We start from the raw sequence: 26,888 nt of genomic DNA on the forward strand, positions 1-26,888 counted from the left end.
ATCTCGTTGGCTGACATGACATTCGTTTTATTGCGGCGTATGCGTTACTTGCTCTTCAGTTTGACCATCGGCAGTCTCGCCGCGCTCACGGGCACCGTTTATCAAGCCAAAAGAACCTCAGCCGACCTGGCCGCATTCCCGCCGCCCGGGCAGATGATTGCGGTGAACGGCGCGAATCTTCATCTGTATTGCATGGGCTCCGGTTCGCCAACGTTGGTTCTCGAAGCGGGCCTTGGCGAAAACGTGTTGAGCTGGTATCCGGTTCACGCCAAGCTTGCCCAGACCATGCGCGTTTGCGCCTACGACCGCCCAGGCTTGGGCTGGAGCGATCCCATAGCCGCTGCTATCCAGCCGGAAGAAGTGGCTGAAAACCTGCAGGCCTTATTGCACAACGCCGGCATTGCCCCGCCGTTTGTACTGGTTGGCCATTCGCGGGGCGGAATCTACGTGCGTGCTTTCTATCAGCGGTTTCCCGAACAGACACAGGGTATCGTCTTGGTCGATTCGACGCACGAACAAGGCCCCATGCACGATTATCCTTATGCCGCTTGGGATTATCGGAATCAAGCCCTGCAAATCGCAATTGCCGAACCGTTGTCGCGGCTCGGTATCGTCAGGCTACTGGGCATCGCCGATGCCGACCGCAGGCCATCTCCGCTACCGGCTGAAATCCTGGCCGCGAAAACCGCGATACAAAATCGCACCGATACCGCTGATGCGGTGGTCAATGAAATCGCCGTCATGCGCCAAGGACTTGATCCGACGACACCGCCACCACGCAGCTTAGGCAATCTCCCGTTATTGGTGCTAACCGCCGGCAATCTGGTGGATTTGGCTATAGTCGAGCGCGAAGCAAAGAGGGCGGGCAAAGATGTTGAAACGGAAAAGGTGCTCGCCAAGATTAAAATGGCCGAGCAAGACGATCTGGCCCATTTGTCCGGCCATTCTCGGCATATTACCGTCAGTCATAGCGGCCATTTCATCATGCAGGACCAAGCCGATGCATTCGTCGCCGCAGTGCGTGAATTTGTTTTAGATATGCCTCTGGTCAATTGAGCACGTTGAGTCAGGCGAGATGATTCGGCGCTTGTTACAGTAGCGCTCGATTGAGGAGGTATGAAAGTGGACGATAAAACGGCCAGCGCGGCCTATGCCATGCGCTTCGATAGGATTTTCGATTACATAGACAAGCATCTGTTCGAGCCGGTGTCGGTCAATGAACTGAGCAAACAGGCCAATTTTTCCCGATTTCACTTTCAACGGCAATTCTCCGCTTACACCGGGCTGAGCACGACGCGCTACATCCAGTTATTGCGTTTGCGTAAGGCTTCTTACCAACTAGTGTTTCAGGAGCAGCGCAGCATTACCGATATTGGCTTGGAGGCCGGTTTCTTAAATGCGGAATCGTTTTCCCGCGCATTCAAAAAATGCTTCGGACAAACGCCTACTCAATTTCGAAAGCACCCAGCATGGCAGCCTTGGAACGAGCGCATGCTATTACCCCAACGCATAAGGAGTCCGCAGATGAACGTCAACATCGTCGATTTTTCAGAAACCATGATCGCAGCATTGGAGCACCGAGGGTCGCCCAACCTGGTAATGGAGTCAGTCAGAGGCTTCATAGACTGGCGCAAGCAGAGCGGCTTGTCGCCGATCGCCAGCAGTCGGACGTTTGGTATCGCGTATGACGACCCGGCTGTCACGCCCGCTGAATCATTCCGATTCGATGTATGCGGCGAGGTCAAGCAACCCGTGCCGGAAAACTCGCAAGGGGTGATTAACAAATTGATTCCGGGAGGACGTTGCGCCGTGGTGCGCCATATCGGTTCGACCGACCGGATTAGCGACAGTGTTTATTACCTTTACCGGGAGTGGCTGCCGGAAAGCGGAGAGGAATTGCGGGAATTTCCACTGTTTTTTCATTACATCAAACGGGTGCCTGAAACGCCCGAACACGAACAGATTACGGATGTATATCTGCCTTTGGTGTAAACGAAAGCGGTCGAATAGTTGATCCATGGTAAAACTCAGCCGCGCAGGGCGCATTAGCTTTAGAGTAGTGCGCCGAAACGTTAATGACCAACATGCGGCGCAATGCGGCAACGCCTATTGAAGCCCTACGATTGCGCCTTATGGTCTTGGAGCCGGTGTGAACTTGGCTGGATAGTTCTGTAGTTGTAGGTCCAAAACCGCCTAAAATGTGTCAGACGAAAACTGGCAAATATCCAGCCAAAAGCAGGTGTAGATTGAGGTGAGTTACGGTCGCCCTCGCACCTCATCGCGAGATGTGGTGCATTTTGTTTTACTGCTTCCTATCGCCCTATAGCCTTTGGTGTATAAAATGTAGCTCAATATGACGGACGATGCTTTTTCTAAAACTTTATAGACTATGACCGACGAATCTAAATTAAATACAGTTGTTGTAGATGGAGAAGCCGCCATTCTTATGCGTGCCCTTCGTAATCACACGTCGCTGAACTATGAGGAATTAAAGAGTTTAGTCGAACACAAGTTGGAATCAGATGAATACTTTGATCTAGTTTTGGATTATGTTAAAGAAAAAATTTGGATTGAAAATCTAAATAACAGACTAAGTTTGACTGAACAAGGAGCATCTTGGTTAGATATTCAAGGTAATGAGTTGGATGTAGAAGCAGAAGATACTAGCAGTGCAGACAAACCTAAGCACCCTTATGATGTTGCAAAACTAAAAATGGAGACTAAGTACCTCAGTATATTCCAAGCTCTACGTAAAATTGAAAAAAATGAAATAATATTAAATCCTGATTTTCAAAGGGCATTTGTTTGGGATGTTACAAAGCAAAGTAGATTGGTTGAATCAATTTTGATTAGAATCCCATTGCCAGCATTTTATATTGATGCGACTGATCAAGTTTCCTGGAATGTCGTTGATGGGCTACAGCGCTTAACGACAATGTATAAATATTGTCGAAAACAGGATTTTGCCCTAATAGGACTTCAGTTTTTAACTGAGCTCGAAGGACTAAAATTTGAAGAGTTACCCCCTCAGTATAGAATTTTAATAGAAGATGACACTCCCCTGTTATTTTATAACTTAATGCCCGGCACCCCTGTACAAGCCAAATATACTATTTTCTCCAGGGTGAATACCGGAGGAATGCAATTAACACCCCAAGAAATTCGGCATGCGTTAAGCCAAGGTAAATCAACAAAATTACTTCAACGTTTGGCGGTAGGCAATGATTTTCGATCGGCAACAGATGGTGTTGTTGAGAGTGTTCGCATGAGTGATCGTGAGCTGATTTTGCGTTCGCTGGCCTTTATGAGCTTGGGCGTTGATGCCTATAAAAACTTTAACGAATTAGATAAATTTTTATTGCATGCAATGGATAAATTTAATGGGTTATCAGATTCTGAATTAAAAAAGATTGAGCGTGATTTTGTTGAATCCTTGAAGAAGGTAAGGGCTGTATTTGGTCGTTATGCGTTTCGAAAATTTACACAGCGAAATGGACGGCGTTCGCCTTTAAACAAGGCGTTATTTGAAGTGTGGACAGTGAGTGTTCGCAATTATACTCAAGATCAATTGATATTAAACAAAGATCGGATCATTGACGGCTTCATAGAATTAATTTCTTCTTGGGATAATAGTTTTTCAAGATCAATTAGTTCGGGAACAAGTAGTTCTTGGGCAGTTATTACACGCTTTGGTGCAATTGACAAATTACTTAAGGAAAGCTGCCAATGATTGAGCGAATTTCAATAGATGGTTATAAATGCTTAAAAGATGTGGATATTGAAACAGGTCTTTTGAATGTTTTAGTTGGCCCTAACGCATCAGGTAAATCTAGCGTATTACAAGCCATGTTGTTGTTAAGGCAGTCCGCAGATAAAGATGGTAAGGTCGATAATTTGCATTTATCTGGTTTGCTTTATGAGGCCGGCACGGCCCTAGATGTTTTACATCCAGCCGCAGAGTATCGAATCAAGCTTCAGTTTCAAAATAATGGCGAAAATACCGATTTATTATTTTTTCATAGTGATGAAGATAGGGGGTCTCAAACCCCAATTCGTTTATTACGAGCAAATAACTCAAAGCAATTGCCGATTGAAATTTATGATCGTGAGAATAGCTTTGCTTATTTGAATGCTGAACGAATTGGCCCTCGAGTGAGTTACTTTTTGCCACCCGATGAGTTGCATTTAGGTGGCTTGGTTGGCAAGCATGGTGAATATACAGCAGCTATTTTGGATAGGGCGTCAAACGACATAATGATTGACGACGGTGATGAAATGTTTCTAACTAATCTCGCTGATGCTGTAAACAAACTGGACGGGCGTGACCTTTTGCGAGAATTAATTGATACGGAAGGGCGGCTCGATTTGGTCTGTAATCTGATGCTATCCTGGATATTGCCTGGCAGTACATTTGAAGCTAAGGAACACGATCAAACAGACTCGGCAACACTGCGATTTATTCGTAATCCAAAAACAAAAACATCTGTTCGAGCAACGCATATAGGCTTCGGTTTAACTTATACATTACCTATTATTACTGCGGCTTTAGCTTTGCGAAGGAACGGCTTGTTGCTGGTAGAAAATCCAGAAGCGCATTTGCATCCATTTAGTCAATCAAGGATCGGCGTCTTTCTTGCCGTGATGGCGGCCACAGGAAGGCAAATTTTTCTGGAAACGCATAGTGATCACGTTATCAACGGTATACGTCTGGCTGTTAAATATGGTTTTATCCAACCAGAAGAAGTTTATATTAATTTCTTCAAACCACCGATTGACGGTGATTCTGCAACCGTTATTCCAATTCGCATTCAAGAAAATGGTCGTTTAGATAGATGGCCCGAAGGATTTTTCGATCAAATTGAAGATGATCTTTCTAAACTTTAGGCAAAGTGGCGTATGAACAATTTTTACATCAATCCTTTGTCAGTCAATGAGCAGTGTCATACATCGAATGACGTTTTGGATTTAATGATCGCTTTGGTGGAATGTTTTAAATATTTACAGCCTGCTATAAAAAAGGAAAGAATAAAATTACTTTATGATTCCAGCATTGAAAGCAGACAGTTTATTTGTCATGAGTTTTTTGAGGCATCAATTAGCAAGTTGCCAAAAGAGGAACATGATGTAAAGACATTATGGTTTCGATATACAAGAAATAATGCAGAAGATGTTTTACAGAATCCAGTTCAGACGACTGTCAGTTCAGCGCATTGCCCTGAGCTTGTTGAAGGTGATATTAGTGGAAATTCACTTCTTCAAGACGCCCATTGGATTAGCTTTGGAAAACATCTATTAAATGAAGCTAAAGTATATAACGTATCACAAAATGGAAATACCCCATTCACCGTAAAAAATGCTTATCATCAGGCATCATTGAAGCAGCTATTACCAAGCTACGAACCCTCAAACAAACATCGCAAAGAGTCCTATTTTGACTCTACTAGAGGAGAACAGGTTGCAGCTATGCCACTTGACACTAAGCAAGCTCAAGAACTTTTGTTGATCTCAGTAGAAGACCGTAATGACCGAATTGCTTATCATCAAGGGAGCAAAAAATTTTATCGCTTCAAATTAACGCACACCGATAAAAATATTTATCATGGATTTCAAATTGAAAGGGATGAGATTTCGGAGGAAATGGCAAATAACTGCATGGCATAAAGTTTGATCTATCTTTCAATCACGGACCGATTTATATCCGATCAAAATATTAAAATGAATGTCGGATTTGTGCTGATTGCAACAATTATCCATTTCCAAAAATCGTTATACCCAATTGCCCTATTCCTCTCGGAATCGGTGGCGGACAATCAATCGAAGCATAAAGAGAAACATACACATTTTCTAAAAACTCGGCGGCATCGCCATCATCGTGGGATCGTCATTGTTCAGCGCCTATGCGGTCTTGTTCCCGATCGTGTTGCCGCTAGGGACGGGAAGTTTCGACTATGCCGGGGTGGTGCGCAGCCCCGGTTGGGTGCCTTTAGCCCTGATCGCCTTCGTTGGCTTGTTAGCCTTGCTGGTGGCGTTTTATGCGGTTTATGCCAGGATGCGCGACACGGCCGGCGTACAGGGCGCCGTGGGTTTTTTATTCGTCGAGACGGCTTATTTACTGCAGGCTTGCAAGGTCACTTGGGCGCTGTTTCTTTACCCCGTCATCGCCCGCTATCCCGAAACCGCCTTTCTGTTGCGCGACGCCATCATCAAAAACGATCCGGCGGTGTTGGCGTTTAGAATCTCGGCTTCCGCGACGATATTAATCGGCATCGTGCTGTTTTGCCTGGCTATCTACCGTTCGGCGATCTATCCCAAGCCGGCGGCATTATTGATCTTCGCCGGCGCCGTGGTTTATGCACTGCGGCCTATGATTTCGGTGTACGTGTCTACTGTTGGGATTTTCACCTTTGCCGTGGGCTGTATGCTGCTCGGGGTTCGTTTGTTACGCTGACTGCGGACGGCTTGCCGTTCAATCAAACCCCGCATCTTGATTAGCAAAACTGCTAGGGCGGTTGTACCGCCGATGCTAACCTGCCGCCATCATAGCTTGCAGGAGTTTTTACGATGAACGATATTCCCGATCCGGTTTACGCGCGTCTGCTCAAGGCGGCGCTGGACTGTTTCCTCGCCGACGAATACCACAAGGTCACCACCCGCGCCATTGCCGACCAGGCGGGCGTCAATATCTCGATGATCCGCTATTACTTCGGCAACAAGGAAGGCCTTTACGAAGAAATGATCCGCGAGACGCTCAAGCCCCTCTTGGACATGCTCGACAGCGATACGCTGTCCGAGGTAGGCGGTTTCACCGAATACCTGCGGCTGTATTACGACACCATGCGCCGGCATCCCGAGTTTCCCAAGCTTATTCTCAAGGTGCTTGCCCTCAACCACGGGCCGGGTCGGCGCTTCATCCTGCAATTGTTGGAACGCGGCCGCAGTGGCGGCGTGCGGAGGCTGGAACAACTCAAGGCAAGCGGGCAGGTCGATCAGGCGATCAATCCCGACGTGGCACGCATGGCCTTCGTCAGTCTGGCGATGATGCCGATGCTGCTGAAAGACATCTTCGAGGAACAGATGGGCGGGCAGATGGACGAAGCCTTCCTCGACGAACTCGCTGCATTCAACGGTAAGCTGTTGGCGGCTGGCATGGCTGCGGCGCAAGCGGGAGCGGGAGCGGGAGCGGGAGTGTGACATGACATTGCAAAAAAATGCCGGCGCGGTGCGCCGTTTTGCCAAACTCGCCAGGTTCGGCGCCCGGCTGCAAAATCTGCCCAACAAACTCGTGCCGCCGCCGTTCCGCCTGATCCAGATCGGTTCGGCCTTTTGGCAATCGCGGGCGTTGTATGTCGCGGCGCGGCTGGACATCGCCGGCGCGCTGGCTGATGATGAAGCGAGCATCGAAACCCTGGCCGAGCGCGTCGCCGCCGACGCCGATGCCCTCTACCGCTTGCTGCTTATGTTGGTGGCGATGGGCGTGTTCGAAGAAGTCTCACCGCGTTGCTTCCGCAACAACAAGCTTTCGTCTTGTTTGCGTCAGGATTATGCCGACAGCGTGCGGGCGATGGTGCTGATGCACAACTCGCCGGAAATGAGCCGGCCGTGGTTTGAACAACTGGAACAGGGCGTGCGCAGCGGTGGCGTGCCGTTCGAATCGGCGTACGGGCAGGCGTTTTACGATTACCTGGACGGAAACCCGGAATTCGATGCGCTGTTCGCGCAGGCGATGGATAGCGTGGAAGCTGTGGCCGGCGACAGTTTCGCTACCGACTTCGACTGGTCGCGCTTTGAGCGCATCATCGACGTCGGCGGCTCCAAGGGGGCAAAATCGCTTGCCATCCTCAAACTTCATCCGCAGCTTACGGCGTTGGTGGCCGACCGCGAACAGGTTATACGAGGTGCGGCGCAGTTCTGGCAGGAAAAAGGCGAGGGCGCTGCACTGCAACGCATGCGCTTCGAAGCCTGCGACCTGCTGCAAGCCGTGCCCAAGGCGCACAGCGACAAGGATATTTACCTGCTGAGCGCGGTGCTGCATGGCTTCGATGACGACACCTGCGTCACCGTGCTGCGCAATGTCGCGCAAGCTAGTGCAGATAGCCGCGCTACCATCGCCGTGATGGAGATGGTGATGCCGGACAAGCGGGCCGACACGGGCACGGCCTCGTTCGACATGCAAATGTTCGTCAACACCCACGGCCGGGAGCGAACGCTGGCCGAATGGCGGCGACTGTTCGATGCCAGTGGATTGGTACTTCAAGAGGTGGTGAGCTTGCGAACGTTCGGGAAAATATTGGTGCTGCGGGCGGTTCACAGCACCGGCAAGGCCTGATTCCGGAATTCGAATGGCGTGAGTTCGCCTACGGATGAATTTCGGCAGGCTTGGTCATTTCACGGCCGGACGGCCAACAGCATGTCCGGCGGATGGTTGCCGTGGACCTTACCGGCAAGTCTGAAGGCAATCGACGCAGGGAAGGAAAACCTGAATCGCAGTTCAAGCGTTTCTGCTTGATAGGGCTTGTTGCCTAAAAACCTTTTTCCTGATTTTCTTCTTGGGTTTCGGTTGCCGTTGGCTCGGGAGCATAGTCTTTGGAATCGACTTCAGTTTGTTCGCATTTACCCTTCAATAATTCGATAGCGCCGGGCCAGCAGGATGCTTCGACGTAAAATTTGGCATACCAAAGAAAGGCGACGCCGGAGCAGTCCTCATGGACAATCTTTGGCTGTACGCTGACATCGTCTTCATAAACTCTTTGCACTTTGCAAAAGTGAACAGGTTCGGACCAGGCGGTATTCGTTGTTAGAGCTAAAAGAGCTAGGGCAGATATTTTTTTAAGAAACGTCATCTTTTTATCCAAAAATGCTAAAGAGTAGTTTCAATATTCGGCTTTACCATGTTCAAAGTCAAAATTTACATCTGATTTTTTCCGCAAAATACCAAAAACTCAGGGAAGGGAGCTTCTAAAAACCAAAGGAAACGCTATGCTCCGAGACAGGCAGAAGGTTAGAGACTTCCGGGAGACAAGGCGATAATTCAGCAGCGATGGCTTTTCGTCGCAACAAACAGGAAATACAAATGTATTCGTCAGATGATGAAATCGGCATTATCACTGCCTTTGTGGAGCAATTGGAAGAACAGTCCATTCCGCGCGCGTTGGCCGTTAAAAAAAGAGTGGAAGAGGGCGATACGCTGAACGAGATTGAAATCATGCATTTTGAACAAATGCTTTCAGAGGCCAGCACTATGATGCCGCTATTGAAGCACCACCCTGAATATCAAAAGTTGATCGCTGAATTAGCCAATTTGTACAACGATATTTCGGAACGCGCTTTGAGTAACCAGTTAAACGGAAAAACCTAAAAAGCCGATGCTCTGAATATTGATAAGCTTTGATTTAGGCGCACAAAAAAGCCGGGCTTACCCGGCTTTATGGAACTGCAACGCTACACGGCTGCTATTCGAAAGAAACTTCTTCCAGGCTGGCTAAGCAGCCTAGGCCTCTGGCAAATTCTTGCAATTCGCTCGCCATATGAAAATTAATGATGGAGTTCGTCTTTAGATCCACGACGGCGTATTCGACAATCGTATCGTTGTTCTGCAACCTCGGCTTGTACTTCAATAACTTCTTCGACTCCTTGGCCAGCTTACGATTTAGCCGAGTGGTTAGCGCGCGAATTGAAACCAATTTTTTCATATCCGATCTCCATACGTTAAAACGGAAATCGCAGTATAAGTGATTTTGACGGTTTTATGACATTGCCTAACAAAAAGCCTGAGACCCTGAACACAATGTGTGGATTGTGCAGTTTTCACGATGGCATTAAACAGGCGGGAAAATTAACTGGCTAGCCTGAGCAAAGTCGATAATATAGCGCCATGCTGTTTGTATTAAATCCGGCGGAACCGCTTCCGCACTAACCATGAGGGCTTTCATGTCTAAGCAAACCAACGCTTTTCAATCACTATCTTCCGAAAGCGAGGGGCGCGAGCCTATAGAGATTTGGCTGACGACTGCCGACCAGCAAGCCTTGTTACAACCACAGACCAGTGGTTTTGGTTTTAACAACCCTCTCGGTGATGTGCCGGTAATAGCGGTCGATACCGGCGATGTTTATCAAACCGTGGAAGCTTTTGGCTTCTCCTTGACCGGCGGCAGCGCCATGCTGATTGCTGCACTGCCCAACGTCGAACGGCAAGCTTTGTTGCAGGAACTATTTTTGCCTGATGGTGACGGGATCGGCGTCAGTTGTTTGCGGCTCAGCATCGGTGCTTCCGATTTAAGCGAGCGGTGCTTTAGCTATGACGACATGCCTGATGGTCAGAGCGATTTGGAACTTGCCCGGTTTAACCTGAACGCCGGCGATACGGACGTTATTCCGCTACTGCAAGACATTCTGGCGCTCAATCCTACGCTGAAAATTATCGCCACCGCCTGGTCGGCACCACGCTGGATGAAAACCAACCAGGCGTTTATCGGCGGTAAACTGAAGCCGGAATACTATGCGGTCTACGCGACGTACTTGATCAAATACCTGCAAACCATGCGTGAGCAGGGCATCGTGATCCACGCCATCACCCCGCAGAACGAACCGCTCAATCAAAAAAATGAGCCCAGCATGGTGATGGAAGCGCCGGAACAGGCCGAATTTATCAAGCATCATCTGGGGCCGGCCTTGCGCGAAGCGGGATTAACCGACGTGGAAGTGTTTTGCTGGGACCACAATTGCGATGTCAAAGAGTACCCGTTGACGGTATTCGCCGACGCCGAGGCTCGCCAGTATCTCAGCGGCTCCGCTTGGCATCTGTATAGCGGTGATATTTCGGTATTATCGGAAGCGCATCAAGCTTACCCCGATATGAAACTGTATTTCACCGAACAATGGGTGGGTTCGGACGGCGAGTTTGGTGGCGATTTAATGTGGCACGCCCGCCACGTGCTGATCGGTTCGTTGCGGCACTGGAGTAGGGCGGCGTTGGAATGGAATTTGGCCTCCGATCCGTTTTGCGGGCCGCACACGCCGGGTGGGGAAGCCCGCTGCGTGGGCGCGTTGACGATAGACGGCGATCAGGTCACACGCAATGTTGCTTATTACGTGATTGCCCACGCGGCCAAATTTGTCAGGCCCGGATCCGTGCGGATTGCTTCCGGCGTGCAAAACGACTATTTACCTAACGTGGCCTTCCGCACGCCGGCGGGTTCTATCGTATTGATCGTGTTAAACGACGCAGCCGAGCCGCAAGCCTTTGCTATCCACTATCAAGGCAAAAACGCGCTTGTTGAGATACCGGGCAGAGCAGTGGCTACCTATGTGTGGGCAGCCTAGCGGCATTTAGCCCAGTAGTACATCGACCCGGCGAAATTGCCCTAACCGCAAGGCTTCTGCTGCCGGGCCGGAGACACTGGCTGCGGTTAGGGTCTGTGTCGTGCTGTCTCGACCATACAACCGGTACTCAATCGGTTTGACCGCCTCCTGACCAAAAGTATTCCGGCGCTGCGGATTGAGGTAAACCAGTAGCGTCGAACCGAAGAGCGTGCAGGTCGCACTAGCGGTCGGCAAGGTTTCATGCTCGACAAACGGCGTGGCAATTTGTGCTTCAGCGGTAAAAAACGCGGCAGCCAACACCGGTGTCGATTTAAACGCCAATAGGCCATCCACAAACACAAACGGTGTCGGCCCGACGAATAGATGCGTCCACAAATGCAAAAACTCCACGGTAGCGCCGGATAATCGGGCCACGCAGCCGCGTCCGTGTTGCCGGACATCGACCGTAAAGCCACTGCTGACCAGAAAACTGGAGGCTTCGATGGGATTGCGTTTGTATGTGTCCGGATCGTGAAACGGTAGCAAGAGCGTTTCAATGTGGGCGTAAAACTCTTCGACCAAGCCGGCACGCACCATCTCCAGTACAAACTTGTAATGCATGTGTAAAAAGATCGAGCCGTTCTCTAGCCAACCGTAGTTAAAAACCCCGATGCGCCCTAGGTCCAGTGCTTTGTCACCCAAGGGTTCATTGACTCGGTACATACCCAGTTTGGCATCGTATAAATCCGAATTGTGCACGGCTTGATAGAGGGTCTGCGCTTGCATCGGACCGGCGATCCGTAAGGCGTGCACAAAACCTTCCAGGAATAACGGCAGTGGCTTTTGCTGGAAGCGCGTCACGGCAATGCCCTCGGTGTCCAGTTCGTGATAGTGCTCTGCCTCGTACGCAAAATAGGTGACTATGCCTTGGGGTGTGCGGGCTTTGTCGATGGCGGCGTCCAGGTAACGGGTTGCCAAGCGCAAGAAGGCTTGGATGTCGCTCAGCGCCAGAGCCTGTTCGGCACCCGCAAAGCCCATGAATACCTGTTGCCGATACGCTTCTTTTAGCGCGCCGCTTGCCTGCCAGAACAGCTCCGGCGTCAAATCAGTGCGGATTAACACCTTATGCAACGCCGTCACAAAGTCGGCCAATTCAACGGGTACGGCGCACGCTTCCTCCAATTGGTTCAGAGCGCTAAAGGTAAAATCCACCAGGCGCTTCAACTCGATGGTTTCGTTGACCGACGAACCCAAAATGCCGGGCAAGCCGTTTAGCGCATCGCACCAACCGGGCCTATCGGCTTCCATCTCGATACCTACGCCGGCAGGGTCGAGCGTCGCCAGCTTGTTGGCGACCAGCGTCAGTATCTTCCCCAATAAACTGGTGTAGACAATGTCGCCGTGACCGGCTTGCGAACGCACTTGATAGCGGCGCTGCTGTCGCGCATCGATCAATGCCTTTTTCTCCGGGCAATAGCGCACGGCATTGTATTGGCGTACACCGTTTGCGGTGACCACATACTTTTGCGCGCGTGGCACCACTTGATGGGGCGGGTCGAAAAAGCTGTAGGTTTTGTCCTGAAATAAACCGGCCAAGCGATCCGGAAAAATCGCCGCGTAACTGATCAATAAATCCACCAAATAGGTCCAGTGATCCGACCAATAGCCGCGGTCGAATTCAGCATCTTCCACTTCTTGGGCGTGGGACAAAACAGTAGTCAGGATGTTTTCCGCATCGTCCGCGGTGCCCAGAGTTTCCACCAGTTCCGCGTACTTAAATTCCTTGTGTAATAAGGGTTCCAATGCAGGGAAACGGGTGTAATACGGCGCAAAATTTGCCGGTGCATCCACGACAAACCGCGAGTTGCGCAAAGCGCAAGGGTTATAGCCATCCGGCTGAATTAGGTTGAAAAAGTAACGAATGTTCTTGGCATCCAAGCCCGAATCGAAGAACAAGTCCATGCGCCGGTTTTGCAGCACGTCGCGAAAATCGCCATTGCCTTCGGAATAGGGCGTGTCCTGCAATAAAAAATCGTTGTAATCGCGTTCCAGATCGCCGTGCTTGCGGCCAAACAGATATAAATGCGCGCCGCCCGGCACCGGCATGGAAAAGCCGCCGCGCAAGCCGTTGTCCAGATAACATTGCCGGGCGTGAGCATCGAATAGCGGCTGGGCGGTGGCGGTGAACGCGCGTTGGCTGATGTCGTTCACCAAGCGCCGGTTGGCTGCGCGTTTGCTCTCAAAATAGTTCGGTTGAGCGGCTTCAATCAGAAATTGATCGAAAATCTCGAGGGAACCGGCATGCCCGTAAACCCCGTAAAACACCCGGCTTTCACCGGGCTGCAAAGACAGCTTAAGATGTTGAAACGCCGCCGGCGTTTGATTGCCGCAGACTTGCTCGGCAAAGTCCAAGGGCTGGTCTGAAAAAAATCGCTCCGCTTGCGAAAAATCGCCGGCCAAACCGAAAATCCGCTCCGGATCGACAATAGCTTGATTGAACTGCCCATCCAAAACGCCTACAAAGAAATTGCAGGCAACCACTTCTTCCACCTGCGGGCTGTCGGTGGGCCAGACTTTCAGCCGGTAAAACGGCCGATTTTCCGCCACGTCCTCCACCCGCATAAAGGCCTCGGAGGTACGGCTCATGAATTTGAGGATCCATTGGTTCATCGCATACGGCAGCACTTGCGGCAAGCCATCGACGATCTCGAGGTGTAGGGCTTTATCCGTGGTGTTGGCAATTTCCACCCGCCGCAGCAACCCGGCAACCGGCGCTTCGGCGAGCGTGAACACGTCGGCGCGCAAGCGTAAACCCAGTGGGGGATTGACTTCCTCCACGCCTACTTCATGCGGAGTCACGTAAAGACGTTGCTTCACCTCCAGCCCGGCGCCACGTTGAAACGGCTCGTAAGTACGAGTTTGCTGACCATCGCCAACTTTAAGAAAAGTGCGAAAACCGCGCGACGGCGTCAGTTGATACGCTTTATCAGCCGGGAAAAACTCTAAAAACGCACCGTCTTTATTCCGCACCCCAAAACTGGCAATCGCCTGGCCGCGATTGACATAAAACACCCACTCTGGACGTCCATGCATGCCGGCAATCCCCGGCAGAAAGCTGGCGAAGGGGGCGCAGTCGTTATACCGTTCGATGACAAAGCATTGGTCACCGGCGAAGAAATAGCGGGGCTGATTCATGGGGATACCGTTGTTTTCGGGATTGAAAGTACTACAACTCTAGCAAGCGTTTTACTAAGTGCCAGCATGGTTCCTACGCGGTGACAGTTCGCTTTAAAAAAGAAGGCTGATGTGTGCAGACTGCATGGTTTAACAGCCTGCTGAGCGCTTAAACAATTAAACTGCGTCATATACCATAAACCAATTCGGTCAAATCCCCGCCTAAGCAGTCTTTTCTCGTCGTATTTATCCAGGAAAATCGCTGAACTACAGTTAGTTCCCAGTTAATACTTCGGAAAAACTTCCTGTAAGCCTTTGAAATAAAATAATAAGCTCGCAAGCGACGCACAGGGGCAGTCAAAGCCCTATATTCGGCCCTAAATTTGCTTTGTTTATAGGTTTTTATAAGAAATCGCGCGTCTGAATTGGCCCTTACCCTGATTGTGGCAACCTCCATGAGCACACAACACACTGTCCGCCCCTGTTTATTCTTGATTGGATTCACACTCATTTTGCACGCTGAAGGACATAAATCATGACAGCCACAATAATGCCCGACAAAGGGTTGGCTGAGTTCTACCAAGAGCATCATTCCTGGCTGCTCGGTTGGCTAAACCGCCGCGTTCAATGCCGCTTGCAGGCCGAAGACCACGCGCACGATACCTTCATGCGCGTCCTTACCGCACAGGATATGCAAGCCATTCGCGAGCCGCGCGCCTACCTGACGACGATTGCCAAAGGCTTGTTGATCAATCAGTGGCGCCGTTCTGCTATCGAACAAGCCTACTGGGATTCCGTGGCGGCGTATCCGGAGCCCTTGGCGCCATCGCCCGAAGAGCATGCCATCATCCTCGCCACCCTACAGGAAATCGATGCCTTGCTGGACGAACTACCCGCCAAAGTCCGTAGCGCATTCTTGCTGTCGCAACTGGATGGCTTAACTTATGTACAGATAGGGCAACGCTTGGGGGTTTCCGATAGGATGGTGAAAAAATACATGGCCCGAGCGATGTTGCATTGCCTGACCGCCACACTATAAACAATCATGGCCAAACGACATCATCCAGACATTCACCCCCGCATCCTGGCAGAGGCAGCGGAATGGTTTGCGGTATTGGAATCAGGCGCTACCAGTCAAACTGAACAGCAACAATGGCAGGCTTGGCTGGCGTCGCATCCTGCGCATCGGGCGGCTTGGTCTCGGGTGGAATTTTTTACCCATAAATTCGATGGCCTGCCCACGCAAACCGCAGCGGCGGCCTTAGGCTCGCCGGATATGCAGCGCCGTCAGGCTCTTAAAAACTTGGTGATTTTGGCTGCGGTAGGCTTGTCCGGCTTTGAGTTGTGGCGGTCCGATTATCTGAGAGGGTGGCGAGCTGATTACCGAACCGGCATAGGCGCCACGCGCAGCCTTAGCTTGGCGGATGGCAGCCGCATCGAGATGGATGCGGCCAGTGCTATCGACGTTGACTTTTCAACTGACTTGCGCAGAATCCGCCTGCTAAGCGGCGAAATTTATATTGAAACCGCACCGGACAGCAACGGCCAGCATCGCCCGTTCGTCGTAGATAGTGCGGAAGGTCGGGTTAGGGCAATTGGTACCCGCTTCAGTGTTCACCAACAACATGAAGAAAGCCAAACCAGTGTCTACGCCGGTGCCGTGGAGATCACCCCAAGCGGCCCCGGCGCCAGTCGCCAGACCTTAAGCGCCGGACAGCAAGCCCAGTTTAACGCCCAAGCCATCGCCCCCATTCAACCCACCGAACTCGATCAACCGGCCTGGACCCAAGGCTTTTTGTTGGCGGACAATCAGCCACTCGGCGAATTTGTGGTGCAACTCAATCGCTATCGCCATGGCTACATCACCTGTGCGCCGGAGATTGCCGAACTGCGCATCGTTGGTGCCTACCCCATTCACGACACCGACCGGATTCTAGCCGAGCTGGAAAAAACCTTGCCGGTCAAAGTCTCGCAAGTGTCGCCGTTGTGGGTGAGGATTGAGCGGCGTTGAGTTTTGCGCTGGCGGCCCATGGCAGGCTCAAATAACCTGCAAGCCCAAAAGCTGTTGGAATGGCAGAAAATCCTTATCCGAATGCAACAATGGCATCTGCTTTTCAATACAGAAAGTAGCAATCAGGGTGTCGATGGTTTTGCGAATGGTGATACCTTGCTTGCGTAGACTTCTAAAATTTTCCGCACTCTTTAAACTAATCTCCCTACCGAGCATTGTGTGTATGGGCAAAGCACATAACATCGCTTTTGCGGTTTGGTAATCCTGATCGTTGCGAAAACCCTGCAACACTTCCATCAAAATCAAATCACCCGTGCAGACAGGCTTTGCACCTAGCAAACCGTCCAGTTTTTGGGTAGCGATGGTTTCCGTGCCGTTGAAATAATCGATCCAAACACTGGAATCGACCAAAATCACCGCTCAGCCCGCATTTGATCTAAATCGCCTTCCCACTTTAATTGACCTTTCATTTTTTTGATGGCTTCCTGCTGCTTTAGCATCAATAAAGTTTTTAAGCCCTGTTCGACCGCTTCGCGCTTGGTTTTAATGCCTGTCACGCTTAAAACATCGGCCATTAGCGCTTCATCAATCATGATATTGGTCCGCATCGGAATCTCCGTGTGTATGATTTTTGAAAATCATACATCACAACTAGCGATTTGTCTCCGCCCATACTAGGGGCTGTTGCCGTTTTACATGGGTAACCAAATAAAAGCGCAGGCCAAAGCGACAACGCCTTCAAAATTGCGTTTCAATTTGTCATATCGCGTCGCGATGGCTCTGAAATGTTTCAATCGCGCAAAGACATTTTCAACGAGGTGGCGATATTGGTAGAGGCACCAATCCATTCCGTCATTCCCGACGATTGAATTTTGTTTTCTAGGAATGATAGGGACACTCCCTTTCTCTCGAATTTGAATCCGTAGAGGTTCACTGTCATAGCCTTTGTCAGCGACCGTGTAGTCAGCCAAAGGCAGTTTAGCCACTAATTCCGGCGCTTCTTTGCAGTCATGGACTTCACCACCGGTGATCGAGAAATGAATAGGCAGCCCACAGGCATCAACGGCCATATGGATTTTCGTGGTGTGACCCGCAACGGATTTCCCAATCGCGGCATCCTGTTCATGAGCCGCACCACTACTATGCTGATGCGCTTTCACGATACTGCCGTCAATAAAGGTCCATTCCAAATCCGGTGCCACAACCAGGCCTCGAAAGATGCCCATCAGTTTTTCTTGCAGTGACCACGCATTAAACCGTTTGTAGACTGCATTCCACTTACCAAACGTGGCAGGCAGGTCTCGCCAGGGGCAGCCGACTCGCATGCGATAAAAAATCCCTTCTACCGTTTGCCTGAGCGAAGGCTTGTCATAAATCCCCAGGCTTAACAGGATGGCTTTGAATTTATTCCAGTATGCATCCGTAAACATTTGTCGCGGCATAGCTCACTTGTCTTCTGATTGAAAAATCAATCAATGAGGCAGAGCCGTTCGATTTCAAGGCTATCGTTTCAAAATGGCAACAGCCCCTATTTACCAGGCAAACCGCGCAGTTGAACAATGATGCACGGAGAAGCCTATAAAAAGCATAGGTTAGTAACTATTTGATTATTAAAAACATAAAAAAATAATTGCAAATAATCGAAAAAAATTCACCTTTGCGGTTCCCTTTTTTCCGTTTCGATTGGCAAGTGAATTGAAACCTAAACAAACCAAGGGAGTGACCCCATGTCCAAGCGAAAACCCAAGTACCGCATCGACAAAACCAGCAGCAGCGTGCAACAGGCCATGACCGGGTTGGTGCTGGCAACCTCGCTGGCGGCCATGCCCGCGCTTGCCGCCGAACCCGCCGGTACCGAGCGCAGCTATCACATCAGCCGCGGCACCTTGAGCCATGCGCTAAGCCAGTTCGCCGGCAACGCCGGGATTATGCTTTCGGCAGATGCCCGATTGACCGACGGCAAAACTAGCCAGGGTCTGGACGGCGAATTTACCGTGGAGCAGGGCTTGCGGAAGTTGTTGGTGGGAACTGGCTTGACCTACACGTTTACGGCGGGTGATGCGGTGGCGATTAAAGTGGCGGAAGCGCCTGCTGACGTATCGACATTGCCGGCGGTGAAGGTGGAGGGAAAGGCGGTTTATGATTCGGCTGATCCTTATAACCCGGATTACAATCGGAGAAACGCTTCAACTGCAACTAAAATCGACACGGCACTGATGGAAACTCCGATGTCCGTACAGGTGATTCCGCAAGCAGTCATTCGCGATCAACAAGCCTTCCGTTTGCAGGATGCCTTGAAAAACGTTAGCGGCGTGCAGCAAAAGTCTTCGAATGGCGGCACCACCGGTGGTGCCGATGCGTACGTGGTGCGCGGCTTTGAATTGGGCTTTAGAAGCAACTACTATCGCAACGGCATCCGCATGCAAAAAAGCAGCGCCGACTTTGCCAACCTGGACCGGGTTGAAGTCGTCAAAGGTCCGGCTTCCGGCTTGTACGGTCGTATCGAAGCCGGCGGTTTGATCAACGTGGTGACCAAAAAGCCCTTGGCCGACCCTTACTATTCGATCGAACAACGCTTTGGTTCCTACGATTATTACCGCACCGAAGCCACCGCCACTGGTCCGGTCACTGACGACAAATCGCTGGCCTACCGCTTGGACATGTCGTATCTCGATAGCAATTCGTTTCGGGACAACGTCTTTAACGACCGGATATTTTTCGCCCCCAGTCTGAGCTGGAAGCCTACGGATCGCACCGAGCTGAATCTTTCGGTGGAATACCTGGACGACGAAAAAACGTACGACTCGGGATTGCCGGTGACCGGCAACCGGGTCGCGCCGGCGCCGATTTCTCGAACCTTCGCCCAGCAGGGGCTGGCGGACAAGGACTCCTACTGGTTGGTCGATTTCAATTGGTCGCACAGCTTCAACGATAACTGGAAGATCAGAAACGGTATGGTCATTGTCGAAGGTGACGCCAATTTGCAAGAAACCTATGCCGACGGTAAGGCGGCGGTAAACGGCGATACGCCGCGCGGCGCCTGGTTTGGCGGTTTGGGGTACGATACTCAAACCGTGTATCTGGATTTGACCGGCAAATTCAATACCTTTGGCATAGACCACAACATGCTGATCGGTGGCGATTATTACCATCAGCGCACGCGCGACCAAGCGACGGCGCGTGCTCTGGATACGGTCAACATTTTCCAGAGCATGCCCTTGTTTGATGTACAAGCCGCCATGCAGCCACCATTTGGTTATAGCGCTATCGAAGACAATGAGTGGTTTGGGGTTTATGGTCAGGACGAGATCACGTTGGGGGATAAACTCCATGTCATGGGCGGTTTGCGTTACGACATCTCGACTTACGGCTACGGCTATTCCGATCAGGATTTGGCGTTGGCCGGTGCCGCATACGACGATATTGAGGAAAACAATTTAAGCCCGCGCGTCGGCATTCTCTACGAGGCGAGCGACTGGTTGTCGTTGTACGGCCATTATGTCGAGTCCTTCGGTGCCAACAACGGCCGGCAGGCGTCCGGCAAGCCGTTTGCGCCGCAGACTTCCGAGGAATTCGAGGGCGGTATCAAGACCTCGTTCTTCGACGGCAATTTAACCAGCACTCTGGCTTACTACCATTTGACCAAGCAAAACGTGCTGACGCCCGACCCGGTGACGCCAAACCTCAGCGTTGCCATCGGCGAAGCGCGCAGCCAGGGCTTGGAATGGGATGTCAGCGGCCAGTTGACGAATGCACTGAGCGTGATCGGTACCTACGCCTATACCGATACCGAAATTACCAAGGACAACTCCGGCGTTCAGGGCAACCGTTTACCTTACGCGCCACTACATTCCGGTAGTTTGTGGATGAAGTACGATTTTCAACAGGATTTCCTAAAGGGCTTCAGCGTCGGCGCCGGTATCTATGCCGCCGGTTTGCGCTACGGCGACCGGGACAACAGCTTTTATGACGACGCATATGCCCGCCTGGATTTAATGGCGGCTTATCGTATGAATATCGGCAAGACCCGCCTGACTGCCCAGGTCAACATCAACAACGTGTCTTCGACCCAGTATTACATCCAACGCGCAACCTGGTCCAACAACCCGGCGGAACCGCTGATGGCTTTTGGTTCGATTCGTTTGGAATATTGAGACGGGGCAGGGGATGGGCAACGCTGAACCGGTACTTTCCCACTCCGCCCGGCGCTTAACTGAGCTAAAACGCCGCCGCAAATTCTGGCTGCAAATTCATTTGTGGCTGGGCTTGCTGGCCGGGTCGGTTTTATTGATCGCCGGCCTGACCGGTAGCATCATTACCTTCTGGCAGGAGCTGGATGCGGTGTTGAACCCGGCCTTGCATCAGGTTTCGGCGGCGGCAGGGGGCGTAGCGTCTTACCGTCCGCTGGACGAGATTGTCGCGGCCGCCGATGCGGCGATGCCGGCCGACGCCAAACGCGGCTACATTTATTACCCGCGCCACGCCGAACAAGCCTTCTGGCTGTTTTACGAGCAGCCGGCCGGCGGCGAGGCACGTCAGCATACCTGGAACGCCTTCGTCGACCCTTACACGGCCCGAGTCACGGGCATCCACTTGTGGGAGCATGCGGACGATTTATTAGCCGGCAGTCTGATCGGTTTTGTATTCAAGCTGCATTATGCCTTACTGCTGGATTGGGACGACGGCAGCTGGATCGTCGGTAGCGCCGCCATTTTAAGTGCCATATCAGTACTGACCGGTTTGATTTTGTGGTGGCCGCTGACCGGGCGCTGGCGCAGCGCGTTGACGATCAAACCGCGGGCCAGTGTCGAGCGTTTCAACCACGATCTGCACAAAACCCTGGGTTTTTACAGCGGCTTGATTCTGTTCGGGGTGATGCTGTCCGGGGTGTATTTTAATTTCGGCGAGCCATTTCGCTGGCTGGTCGATTGCTTCTCGCCAACCAAGCCGTTGGAACAGTTCCAGTCCGTCGCTCGCCCTGGCACTAAGCCCCTCTCGGCAGAACAAGCCTTGACTCTGGCCGACCAAGCCACGCCGGCCGGCCAGTGGTATTGGCTGAAACTGCCCGATGCTGCCGATGGGACGTTCATTTTTACCAAACACGTCGATTTTGGCGGTGTGTTTCGCGGCCGTTGGCAAATAGTCTTAGACCAATCCGACGGGAAAATTCTGCATGTTGCCACGCCCTTGTCCGGCGGGGCCGGCAACGTGTTTTTACAGTGGCAGTGGCCGTTGCATTCCGGCCAGTTCCTGCGCCTACCGGGCCGTGTGCTGGTATTGGCCTGTGGGCTGGTTTGCGCGGCGCTGTTCGTCACCGGTTTGATTCGCTGGCTACAAAAGCGAAGGGCTGCAAAACAAGTGCGTATTCGAAAGCCTAACTAAACTTGTCGCAGGGCCGTAGGGGTGAGGCAAGAACCCCAACATGATGGCCTATCCCAATATTGATGGTCTAAAAGTGATCAATCACTTTATTGTTGGGTTGCCGATGGTTTGCGGGTGGTTTTATGGTTGTCGTGTTGCGGTTGGTGCCTCACCCCAACGATAAACTCAGGGCGAACGGTTTTTGATACGGATCAGCGCTAATTGGCATGCGTAGGTTTGGACAGCGTTACACAAAGTAGCCGGCTAATTGCTTAGTCTCTCGTATTTGGATTGGCTCGGCGGGTGGGGGCGGGATAAAAAAACGCCCCTGCCAACAAACTTGGTAGAGGCGGCGCGACAATCGCTTGAGGGTTAATCGTAAAAGCCTATTGGATAAGACTCGTCTCCAGCTTACCCGCTGTCTCGGGCGACTCCGCCCAACCGCCGCCCAAAGCCTTGTAAACCGCAGTCAACGCGGTAGCGGTGGCGGTTTCGCTTTGCGCCAACTGGCTTTGATCCTGCAACAACCTTAATTCGCTATCCAGCACCGTCAAAAAATCCGCTATGCCTTCCTGATAGCGCAGATGCGCCAATTCAGCGGCTTTTTCGCTGGCTTGCGCCGCAGCCAGTAACGAGCTGCGGCGGGCGCGTTCTTGCCTGTAGCTGACCAGGGCGTTTTCGGTTTCTTCCAAGGCATTTAGTACGGTTTGTTCATACTGCGCCAAACTCGCTTCGGCGCGGGCGTCGGCGGCTTTGATGCGGGCGTAAACTCGGCCTAAATCAAATGCTGCCCAGCTGATTTTCGGGCCAACTGAATAAGATTCCGAGCCCGGAGCGACCAAGCCGGACAGGGTGCTGGCTTCCAACGACAGACTCCCAACAAACGTCACGCGCGGGAATAAGTCGGCCGTGGCCACGCCGATGCGGGCAGTGGCGGCGGCCAAGCTGCGTTCGGCAACCCGAATATCCGGCCGGCGGCGCAGGAGTTGCTCCGGGTTGCCGATTTGGATGGTATCGGGGGCTTTTGGTAGAGGCGCCGACTGCGAAAGGGTAGCTGTCAAGGCGTCCGGCATTTGCCCAGTCAATACGCTGAGCCTATGGATGGCTTGGGCGATGGCGCTTTCCAGGCGCGGTATGCCTGCTTTGGTACTTTCCAATTGCGCCAGCGCTCTTGAAGTGTCCAGCTCGGTGCCGCGGCCGTTTTCCAATTTGACGCGGGTTAGCTCCAGGGTTTGCGCCTGATTGTCGGCATTTTTGCGGGCGACCGCTAATTGGTTTTGTAGACCGCGCAATTCAAAATAGTTACGAGCCGCTTCGGCAATTAAGCTGACGCCGATGTCGCGCAGACTGGCTTCTTGCGCTTCGACTTCGTCGTTGCTGGCCTCGACGTTGCGCCGCACCCGGCCGAAGAAATCGATTTCCCAGGAGGCATCGAAACCGGTGTTGTACAACTTCAATTCGCGCGGAAAAACCCCGGTGCGGTTATTGAATGAGCCGGTACTACGCTTTTGCTCGGTGTAATTGGCATGCGAGGTCACGGTGGGCAACAGGTTCAGGCCGGTTTCCAGATACAAGGCGCGGGCCTCGGCCAGATTGGCACGGGCGATTTTTAGTTCGTAGTTGTGGCTGATGGTGTTGTCGATCAATGCGCTCAATTGGGGATCTTTGAACAGCTGCCACCACTGCTCTTCGATGCCGCGATCAGAAAACTCTTGGGCGTTGGCAAAACTGGCGGGTAAATCCGCAGTGGCCGGCAATTCATAATCCGGTCCGACCGCGCAGCCGCTGAGCAGCAAGCCGAGCAGGCCGGCAGCACTCAGGGCCTGATGCCGGCGTTTGGAGGGGCGCAGACTCATTTGTGGGCCTCAATTACAGGTTGATGACTGGTTAAATCGGTGGCTGTGGGGCGCAAGCGTTGGGCAATGGCTTGTACCACTACATAAAACACCGGCGTCAGTAACAAGCCGAACACCGTCACGCCGATCATGCCGCTGAACACCGCGGTGCCCAGCAGACGCCGGGATTCAGCGCCGGCGCCTTGGGCAATCACCAAAGGAAACACGCCCATGATGAAGGCAAACGAGGTCATCAGAATGGGCCGTAAGCGGATGCGCGAGGCTTCCACGGCGGCTTCGAAGCGGTTCAGGCCGCTTTCCTGGCGCTGCTTGGCAAACTCGACGATCAAAATCGCATTCTTACTCGCCAGCCCCACCAGTACGATGAAGCCGATTTGCGTGAAGATATTGTTATCCATATGGCTCAACCACACCCCGGTCATCGACGACAAAATACACATGGGCACAATCAAAATCACTGCAAACGGCAGCGACCAGCTTTCGTATTGCGCGGCCAGGGCCAGGAAGACGAAGATCACACTGAGCGGAAATACCAGCATCGCCACATTGCCGGCCAAGACCTGCTGCAAGCTCAGTTCGGTCCATTCAAAATCAAAGCCGGGCGGCAACTCGGCGGACAGCAGTTTGCTCATGGTGTCGATGGCCTGGCCGGAGCTGATGCCGGGCAGGGTGCCGCCGTTGATTTCCGCCGCCGGATACATGTTGTAACGGGTGATTTTGTCCGGGCCGGCGATTTCTTTGACCTCGCTGACAGCACCCAAGGGCACCATGCCGCCTTGGCGGTTTTTGGTTTTTAATTGGTCAATATCGCCCGGCAACATCCTGAATGGGGCGTCGGATTGTGCGGTGACTTGGTAGGTGCGGCCGAAGGCGTTGAAGTCGTTGACGTATAGGGAGCCCAGATAAATTTGCAAGGTATCGAACACGTCTTTCAACGGTACGTCCATCGCCTTCACCCGGGTTCTATCCACGTCCACAAACAATTGCGGCACGCCGGATCTAAACGTGCTGAACAAACCCACCAAACCGGGCTGTTGATTGCCCTTGCCCAACATTTCATTGGTGACGCGCTGCAATTCGTCCACGCCGGCGTTGTTTCTGTCCTCAATTTGCAGCTTAAAACCGCCGACCGAACTCATGCCGCGAATCGGCGGCGGCGCGAACACGGCGATGCGGGCGTTGGGAATGACACTCAGGCGCTGTGTAAGGCTTTTGACGATCTCGTCGGCATGCAATTCGGGGTGACCGGCCCGGTCGGTAAATTCGCCTAAGCGGGCGAACATGGTGGCCACATTGGACTGATTCGCCCCGCTGAGCACTGACCAGCCGGCGTAGGCGTTGACGTGTTGCACGCCCTGGGTATCCAGAATGATCTTGCTGGCCTGCTGCACCACGTCCTGGGTGCGGGCCAGCGATGCGGCGTCCGGCAATTGCGCGTACAACACCAGATAGCCTTGGTCTTGCTGCGGAATAAAACCGGTCGGTACTTTCTCAAATGCCAGGAAGTTCAAGCCGTTCAGGCCGACATATAGCACCAGAACGAGAGCGGTGACGCGGATCAAACGGCCGACCAAACGCGAATAGCCCAGGCTGAAACGCTCGAAAAACCGGTTAAACGCGCCGAAAAACCAACCGAACAGTTTGTCGAAGACTTTGGTGAACGCGTCCTTGTTGTCGTGAGCGCGGTCCAGCAGCAAAGCGCACAAGGCCGGGCTCAGTGTCAACGAGTTAAACGCCGAAATCACGGTGGACACCGCAATGGTCAAGGCAAACTGTTTGTAAAACGCGCCGGATACGCCAGTGATGAAAGCCGTGGGCACGAATACCGCCACCAGCACCAAGGCCGTGGCGACCACCGGGCCCACCACTTCGGACATGGCCAGGCGCGTGGCTTCCCGAGCATGCAGGCCTTCGGCGATATGCCGTTCGACGTTTTCCACCACCACGATGGCGTCGTCCACCACGATGCCGATAGCCAGCACCAAGCCAAATAGCGACAGGGTGTTTAAGGAAATCCCCAAAGCCGACATCACCGCAAAGGTGCCGATCAACGAAACCGGCACCGCCAGCAACGGAATCACCGCTGCTCGCCAGTTTTGCAGGAACACGATCACCACCAAGACCACCAACAGCAAGGCTTCGAACAGGGTCTCGACCACCGCGTCTATCGATTGCTCGACGAAGACCACGGTGTCGTAAACTAGCTTGTAATCCAGGCCTTCCGGGAAACGGGTTTTCAGCTTCTCCATTGCTGCCATCACCGCCTTTTTGGTATCGATGGCGTTGGAGCCGGGCAGTTGGAAAATCGCCAGACCGACCGTTTCGTCGCCGTCCAGATACAAGCCGGAGTTGTAATCCTTGGCGCCCAGTTCGATGCGCGCCACGTCTTTGAGGCGCGTCACTTGGCCGTTGTCGCCTTGCTTGATGACGATCTCGCCAAATTGCTCGGGGGTGCTGAGGCGGCCCAGGGTGCTGACGGTATATTGGTATTCGGCGCTGTTTGGTGAGGGTTGCTGACCCACCACCCCGGCCGCCACTTGCACGTTTTGTTCGCGCACCGCATTCACTACCTCGGCGGCGGTCAGGTTGCGGGCGGCGATGGTTTGCGGATTTAGCCACAGGCGCATGCTGTAATCGCGGGCGCCGAACAACAGAATATCGCCCACGCCGGGCAAGCGCGCCAAGGTGTCGCGGATTTGCAGCAGCGCGTAGTTACTCATATAAACGCTGTCGTAGCGTTTATCCGGCGAAACCAGATTAACCACTAGACTTAAATCCGGGCTGCGCTTTTTCACGCTCAAACCTTGGCGGCGCACTTCTTCCGGCAACTTAGGTTCGGCCAGCGCCACTCGGTTTTGCACCAAAACCTGGGCTTTATCCAGATTGGCGCCGGGTTTGAAGGTGACGGTCAAAGACATCGCGCCGCTGTTGGTGGACTGCGACGACATATACAACATGTCTTCCACGCCGTTCACTTCCTGCTCGATTGGCGTTGCCACCGTTTCCGCAACGACTTTGGCATTGGCACCGGGATAGTTGGTGCTGACCACGACCGTGGGCGGAGCGATTTCCGGGTATTGGGCAATCGGCAGGCCGATTAATGCCAGACTGCCGACCAACACGATCACAATCGACAACACCGCCGCGAATATCGGCCGGTCGATAAAAAAATGACTGAATTTATCCAT

The 26,888-nt window shown here is 52.4% G+C and carries 22 protein-coding genes; 14 read left to right on the plus strand and 8 right to left on the minus strand.

Annotated elements, in window-relative coordinates:
- Positions 1-15: 15 nt before the first annotated feature.
- The 8 genes from ACH5Y9_RS08010 to ACH5Y9_RS08045 all read left to right on the plus strand — a co-directional run bounded on the left by ACH5Y9_RS08010 (position 16) and on the right by ACH5Y9_RS08045 (position 8,326).
- Complete coding sequence (locus ACH5Y9_RS08010) at positions 16-1,056, plus strand: alpha/beta fold hydrolase (RefSeq protein WP_445369203.1); 1,041 nt, start codon at positions 16-18, stop codon at positions 1,054-1,056.
- A gap of 66 nt (positions 1,057-1,122) precedes the next feature.
- Entirely contained in the window at positions 1,123-1,992 is an 870-nt protein-coding gene (locus tag ACH5Y9_RS08015) for an AraC family transcriptional regulator (RefSeq protein WP_445369204.1), read from the plus strand.
- 397 nt (positions 1,993-2,389) lie between these two features.
- Positions 2,390-3,730 carry a DUF262 domain-containing protein gene (locus ACH5Y9_RS08020; protein ID WP_445369205.1) on the plus strand — a complete coding sequence of 447 codons (1,341 nt, stop codon included), beginning with the start codon at positions 2,390-2,392 and terminating at the stop codon, positions 3,728-3,730.
- Positions 3,727-4,884: an AAA family ATPase gene (locus ACH5Y9_RS08025; protein WP_445369206.1), complete on the plus strand. Its 1,158-nt coding sequence runs from the start codon at positions 3,727-3,729 to the stop codon at positions 4,882-4,884. The genes ACH5Y9_RS08020 and ACH5Y9_RS08025 overlap by 4 nt, the downstream gene beginning before the upstream one ends.
- A 12-nt stretch (positions 4,885-4,896) precedes the next feature.
- Positions 4,897-5,661: a hypothetical protein gene (locus ACH5Y9_RS08030; protein ID WP_445369207.1), complete on the plus strand. Its 765-nt coding sequence runs from the start codon at positions 4,897-4,899 to the stop codon at positions 5,659-5,661.
- Between the two features lie 211 nt (positions 5,662-5,872).
- Positions 5,873-6,448: a hypothetical protein gene (locus tag ACH5Y9_RS08035; protein ID WP_445369208.1), complete on the plus strand. Its 576-nt coding sequence runs from the start codon at positions 5,873-5,875 to the stop codon at positions 6,446-6,448.
- 113 nt (positions 6,449-6,561) lie between these two features.
- Positions 6,562-7,191 carry a TetR/AcrR family transcriptional regulator gene (locus tag ACH5Y9_RS08040; RefSeq protein ID WP_445369209.1) on the plus strand — a complete coding sequence of 210 codons (630 nt, stop codon included), beginning with the start codon at positions 6,562-6,564 and terminating at the stop codon, positions 7,189-7,191.
- 1 nt (position 7,192) lies between these two features.
- Positions 7,193-8,326 carry a methyltransferase gene (locus tag ACH5Y9_RS08045; RefSeq protein WP_445369210.1) on the plus strand — a complete coding sequence of 378 codons (1,134 nt, stop codon included), beginning with the start codon at positions 7,193-7,195 and terminating at the stop codon, positions 8,324-8,326.
- A gap of 193 nt (positions 8,327-8,519) precedes the next feature.
- On the opposite strand, the gene ACH5Y9_RS08050 is transcribed toward ACH5Y9_RS08045, so the two are convergent.
- Complete coding sequence (locus ACH5Y9_RS08050) at positions 8,520-8,840, minus strand: hypothetical protein (protein ID WP_445369211.1); 321 nt, start codon at positions 8,838-8,840, stop codon at positions 8,520-8,522.
- A gap of 230 nt (positions 8,841-9,070) precedes the next feature.
- Here ACH5Y9_RS08050 and ACH5Y9_RS08055 point away from each other — a divergent pair, with 230 nt between their 5' ends.
- Entirely contained in the window at positions 9,071-9,355 is a 285-nt protein-coding gene (locus ACH5Y9_RS08055) for a hypothetical protein (RefSeq protein ID WP_133120677.1), read from the plus strand.
- A 94-nt stretch (positions 9,356-9,449) separates the two neighbouring features.
- On the opposite strand, the gene ACH5Y9_RS08060 is transcribed toward ACH5Y9_RS08055, so the two are convergent.
- Positions 9,450-9,689: a hypothetical protein gene (locus ACH5Y9_RS08060; protein WP_033156179.1), complete on the minus strand. Its 240-nt coding sequence runs from the start codon at positions 9,687-9,689 to the stop codon at positions 9,450-9,452.
- A 238-nt stretch (positions 9,690-9,927) separates the two neighbouring features.
- Between ACH5Y9_RS08060 and ACH5Y9_RS08065 the strand changes: the two genes are divergently transcribed.
- Positions 9,928-11,319, plus strand: a complete 1,392-nt coding sequence (locus ACH5Y9_RS08065) for a glycoside hydrolase family 30 protein (protein ID WP_445369212.1) — start codon at positions 9,928-9,930, stop codon at positions 11,317-11,319.
- 6 nt (positions 11,320-11,325) lie between these two features.
- Here the strand turns inward: ACH5Y9_RS08065 and ACH5Y9_RS08070 are convergent, their stop codons facing one another.
- A complete protein-coding gene (locus ACH5Y9_RS08070) occupies positions 11,326-14,493 on the minus strand; it encodes a hypothetical protein (RefSeq protein ID WP_445369213.1) in 3,168 nt (1,055 codons plus the stop codon).
- A 514-nt stretch (positions 14,494-15,007) separates the two neighbouring features.
- On the opposite strand from ACH5Y9_RS08070, the gene ACH5Y9_RS08075 reads away from it, so the two are divergent.
- Complete coding sequence (locus ACH5Y9_RS08075; protein ID WP_319960803.1) at positions 15,008-15,511, plus strand: sigma-70 family RNA polymerase sigma factor; 504 nt, start codon at positions 15,008-15,010, stop codon at positions 15,509-15,511.
- Positions 15,512-15,517: 6 nt separating this feature from the next.
- Entirely contained in the window at positions 15,518-16,483 is a 966-nt protein-coding gene (locus tag ACH5Y9_RS08080; RefSeq protein WP_319960804.1) for a FecR domain-containing protein, read from the plus strand.
- 27 nt (positions 16,484-16,510) lie between these two features.
- Here ACH5Y9_RS08080 and vapC read toward each other — a convergent pair whose 3' ends face one another.
- From vapC to ACH5Y9_RS08095, 3 genes are all read right to left on the minus strand, one after another.
- A complete protein-coding gene (vapC, locus tag ACH5Y9_RS08085) occupies positions 16,511-16,900 on the minus strand; it encodes a type II toxin-antitoxin system VapC family toxin (protein WP_319960805.1) in 390 nt (129 codons plus the stop codon).
- Positions 16,897-17,091: a type II toxin-antitoxin system VapB family antitoxin gene (locus tag ACH5Y9_RS08090; RefSeq protein ID WP_033156185.1), complete on the minus strand. Its 195-nt coding sequence runs from the start codon at positions 17,089-17,091 to the stop codon at positions 16,897-16,899. The genes vapC and ACH5Y9_RS08090 overlap by 4 nt, the downstream gene beginning before the upstream one ends.
- Before the next feature lie 84 nt (positions 17,092-17,175).
- Positions 17,176-17,925: an IS5 family transposase gene (locus tag ACH5Y9_RS08095; protein ID WP_445366335.1), complete on the minus strand. Its 750-nt coding sequence runs from the start codon at positions 17,923-17,925 to the stop codon at positions 17,176-17,178.
- Between the two features lie 285 nt (positions 17,926-18,210).
- Between ACH5Y9_RS08095 and ACH5Y9_RS08100 the strand changes: the two genes are divergently transcribed.
- Together ACH5Y9_RS08100 and ACH5Y9_RS08105 are read left to right on the plus strand one after the other, a co-directional pair.
- Positions 18,211-20,637: a TonB-dependent siderophore receptor gene (locus ACH5Y9_RS08100; RefSeq protein ID WP_445369214.1), complete on the plus strand. Its 2,427-nt coding sequence runs from the start codon at positions 18,211-18,213 to the stop codon at positions 20,635-20,637.
- A 13-nt stretch (positions 20,638-20,650) separates the two neighbouring features.
- Entirely contained in the window at positions 20,651-21,865 is a 1,215-nt protein-coding gene (locus ACH5Y9_RS08105; RefSeq protein WP_445369215.1) for a PepSY-associated TM helix domain-containing protein, read from the plus strand.
- A 365-nt stretch (positions 21,866-22,230) separates the two neighbouring features.
- Here the strand turns inward: ACH5Y9_RS08105 and ACH5Y9_RS08110 are convergent, their stop codons facing one another.
- Together ACH5Y9_RS08110 and ACH5Y9_RS08115 are read right to left on the minus strand one after the other, a co-directional pair.
- A complete protein-coding gene (locus tag ACH5Y9_RS08110; protein WP_445369216.1) occupies positions 22,231-23,700 on the minus strand; it encodes an efflux transporter outer membrane subunit in 1,470 nt (489 codons plus the stop codon).
- The gene (locus ACH5Y9_RS08115; protein ID WP_445369217.1) at positions 23,697-26,888 is read right to left on the minus strand and encodes an efflux RND transporter permease subunit; all 3,192 of its coding nucleotides are present in this window, start codon (positions 26,886-26,888) and stop codon (positions 23,697-23,699) included. The genes ACH5Y9_RS08110 and ACH5Y9_RS08115 overlap by 4 nt, the downstream gene beginning before the upstream one ends.

It is taken from the genome of Methylomonas sp. BW4-1 (assembly GCF_052474385.1).